The 3,356-nt window shown below is 29.6% G+C and carries 3 protein-coding genes; all 3 read right to left on the reverse strand.

The genetic code is table 11. The features are described 5' to 3' along the window. Positions 1 to 50: 50 nt before the first annotated feature. The 3 genes from ACR0QS_RS12165 to guaA are packed head-to-tail and all read right to left on the reverse strand — an operon-like array spanning position 51 to position 3,250. A complete protein-coding gene (locus ACR0QS_RS12165) occupies positions 51 to 713 on the reverse strand; it encodes a hypothetical protein (protein ID WP_432633721.1) in 663 nt (220 codons plus the stop codon). Next, entirely contained in the window at positions 710 to 1,675 is a 966-nt protein-coding gene (locus ACR0QS_RS12170; RefSeq protein ID WP_432633722.1) for a DNA-methyltransferase, read from the reverse strand. The genes ACR0QS_RS12165 and ACR0QS_RS12170 overlap by 4 nt, the downstream gene beginning before the upstream one ends. A gap of 24 nt (positions 1,676 to 1,699) precedes the next feature. Next, positions 1,700 to 3,250 carry a glutamine-hydrolyzing GMP synthase gene (gene guaA, locus ACR0QS_RS12175; protein WP_432633723.1) on the reverse strand — a complete coding sequence of 517 codons (1,551 nt, stop codon included), beginning with the start codon at positions 3,248 to 3,250 and terminating at the stop codon, positions 1,700 to 1,702. Between the last annotated feature and the right edge of the window lie 106 nt (positions 3,251 to 3,356).

The following is a 3,356-nucleotide window of genomic DNA, read 5'->3' on the forward strand; positions in this document are numbered from 1 at the left end:
ATTTTGCATTCTTTAATAATACAATGAATAATAATGCAGCCAAGTATTAATTATTTAGAACGCCAATATTTTTCAATACTTTCAAAATATTTTAGCCTTTCATGTATTTTATCTATTTCTTTAGGATAAAATTCTTTTAATGACTTTATCATATTTAGCATCCATTCTTTTTTTGTTTGATTTTTATTTATAATTTTATTGTTATAGTTTGCTATTTGTATTTGTCCCCAACCTAATGCCCCTATATTTAGACAAGACCAATCTAAATATTCTATAGGAATAAAATATATATCTGAAAATTTATTTGTATTTTTATCATAAGATACCATTAATAATGAAAATATATTATTATCATTTTTATAATAAAATTTTGATAATCTCTCTACAGAAGTGATATTTGGCATATTAAATTTTGTATTTTTATTATGTGCTTTGACATCTACTACTATATAGTTATTATAAATATCGTTAAATGCAAAATCTGCCATAGCTCTTCTACCTAATTCCTCGTTAATAAAAGTTCCTATATCTTTAGGTAAGCTATTTGAAAAAATTTTTTTTATAAAGCCTTCTGCTAAATCTCCTACTATGCGAGGTGTTATGCTATTATCATATTTTATTTTTTTTACAAATTCTGAATTAAGAGATTTTAATATATCTGACTTAAATGATGAAATTAAATTTTCATTTTCTTTACAAAATATCGAATTCATATTGCTTTATCCTTTTTAAATTTATTTTGAATTGCAAGAGTATTCCTTTCCCAAAAAATATTATCAATAAATCCTTGAATAGTTTTATCTTCTTTCACTTTTTCAAGTCGGCTTTCAGTCCAAGCGCAATAAGTCGGATTCTGTTCTATTCCGCAATAATTTCTATTTAATTTTTTAGCGACAACCGAAGTAGTTCCGCTTCCCAAAAACGGGTCAAAAATAAAATCGTTTTCGTTCGAGCTTGCCAATATTAATTTTGCTATAAGTTTTTCGGGCTTTTGAGTAGGGTGCGCCGTGTTTTCGGGCATAGACCAGTATGGAATAGAAATATCGTCCCAGAAATTTGACGGGCAAGTATCTCTAAAATTTCCTTCTTCAGTCTCTATCCAGTCTTTCGGACGCCCTTCTTTTCTATAAGGAGCTATTACTTTTCTTCGCACTTTTACTTTATCCAAATTGAAAGTATATTTATTTGAAACGGTTGCAAACCAAATATCTTCCATTCCGTTTTTCCAATTCGATTTTGCTCCTCGTCCTTTTTCTCGCTGCCAAGTTATTCTATTTTGAATATTGAAATATTTTGATAAAACCGTTCCGATAATTAAACTTGATTTCCAATCGCAGCAGACATAAATAGAAGCGTTTTCTTTTAATAGAGGCAAAACTGATTCAATCCAAGATTTCGTATATATTTCATAACTTAAATCGTCCTTGCCTCCAAATTTAAATCCATGATAATCTTTCGACAAATTATAAGGAGGGTCGACAATCATCAAATCTACAAATTTATTTTTAATTTTTTTCAAAACGGAAAAACTATCTCCGTTAATTGTTTTATTTTTAATTTCGTTTTTCGTATATTCTTTTATATTCTCATTATCAATTATGCAATTTTTTAAATATTTTTTTCCGCTTTCGCTTTCGATGTCGAAGTCTATAGTTTTATTTAATTTTGATTTCATTTTATATCCTTTTATAATTTTTATTTATTCCCATTCTATAGTGGAAGGAGGCTTTGAAGAAATATCGTAAACGACTCGATTTATTCCTTTAACCTCGTTTATTATTCTATTCGATATTATTCTTAAAACCTCGTAATCTATTTTAGCCCAATCCGCCGTCATCGCATCAACGCTTTCAACCGCCCTTATTGCGCAAACCTGCTCGTAAGTTCTGCCATCTCCCATAACTCCAACGCTTTTAATCGGCAAGAGAACGGCAAACGACTGCCATAATTTTTTATATAATCCCGCTTTTTTTATTTCGCTTACCACAATATCGTCCGCTTCCTGAAGAATTTTTATTCGTTCTTCTGTAATATCTCCCAATATTCTAACTGCGAGTCCCGGTCCGGGAAAAGGCTGCCTATAAATTATATCTTCGGGCAAATTTAATTCTTCTCCTATCTCTCTAACTTCGTCTTTAAATAATTCTCTGAAAGGTTCTAATAATTTTAATTTCATGTTTTTCGGAAGTCCGCCGACATTATGATGACTCTTTATAACCGCCGAGCTTCCTCTTAAAGAAACGCTTTCGATTATATCGGGATATAAAGTTCCCTGCGCCAAAAATCCTACATTTTTTATTTTTTTAGCTTCTTCTTCGAATATATTTATAAATTCTTTCCCGATTATTTTTCTTTTTCTTTCGGGATTTTTTACTCCTTTCAATTTATTTAAAAATCTTTTCGAGCCGTCTTTATAAATCAAATCTATTTTAAAATTATCTCTAAAAACTTCGATTACTTTTTTTTCTTCGTTTTTTCTCAAAAGTCCAGTATTTACAAAAATGCATTTTAACTGTTTGCCAATCGCTTTTTCAATCAAAACCGCCGCTACTGAAGAATCGACTCCGCCCGAAAGTCCTAATATAACATTTTTATCGCCCACAATTTCTTTTATATTTTTTATTTCGTATTCTATAAACGAATCCATATTCCAATTTTTTTTGCATTTACAAATATCGAAAATAAAATTCTTTATTATTTTAATTCCGTTTTTCGTATGAGCGACTTCTGGATGAAATTGAATCGCGTAAATATTTTTTTCTCTATTTTCTATCGCGCAGTAATTCGTATTTGAAGTTTTAGCCGTCAATCTGAATCTTTTTGGAATCGATTTTATGCTGTCGCCATGACTCATCCAAACCACGCTACTTTTTTCAAAAGATTTAAATATATTATCGTTTTTCATTATTTTTATTTCGGCGTTTCCGTATTCCCGCTTTTTCGCTTTTTCAACTTTTCCGCCCAATGAATGAACTATTAACTGCATTCCGTAGCATATTCCCAAAATTGGAATTCCTATTTCAAATAATTCTTTATTTATTTTCGGAGCGTCTTTTTCGTAAACGCTCGAAGGTCCGCCAGAAAGAACGATTCCTTTTGCGTTAAAATTCTTTATAAAATCTATCGAAACATTGAAAGGATGAATTTCCGAATAAACTTTATTTTCTCTGATTCTTCTCGCTATTAACTGCGTGAATTGGGAGCCAAAGTCGAGTATTAAAATTTTGTCAATATTTTTGAGATTATTCATTATTTTCTCCATAAATTTTTATTTTACGATTTTATTTTTATTTGTAAAAAATTACAATGTAAATTTTGGAAAAATAAAAGAACGACAATTTTTTAATATTGTATTC

Origin of the sequence: Brachyspira sp. (genome assembly GCF_050873525.1) — a bacterium.
Taxonomy (GTDB): Bacteria; Spirochaetota; Brachyspiria; order Brachyspirales; family Brachyspiraceae; genus Brachyspira.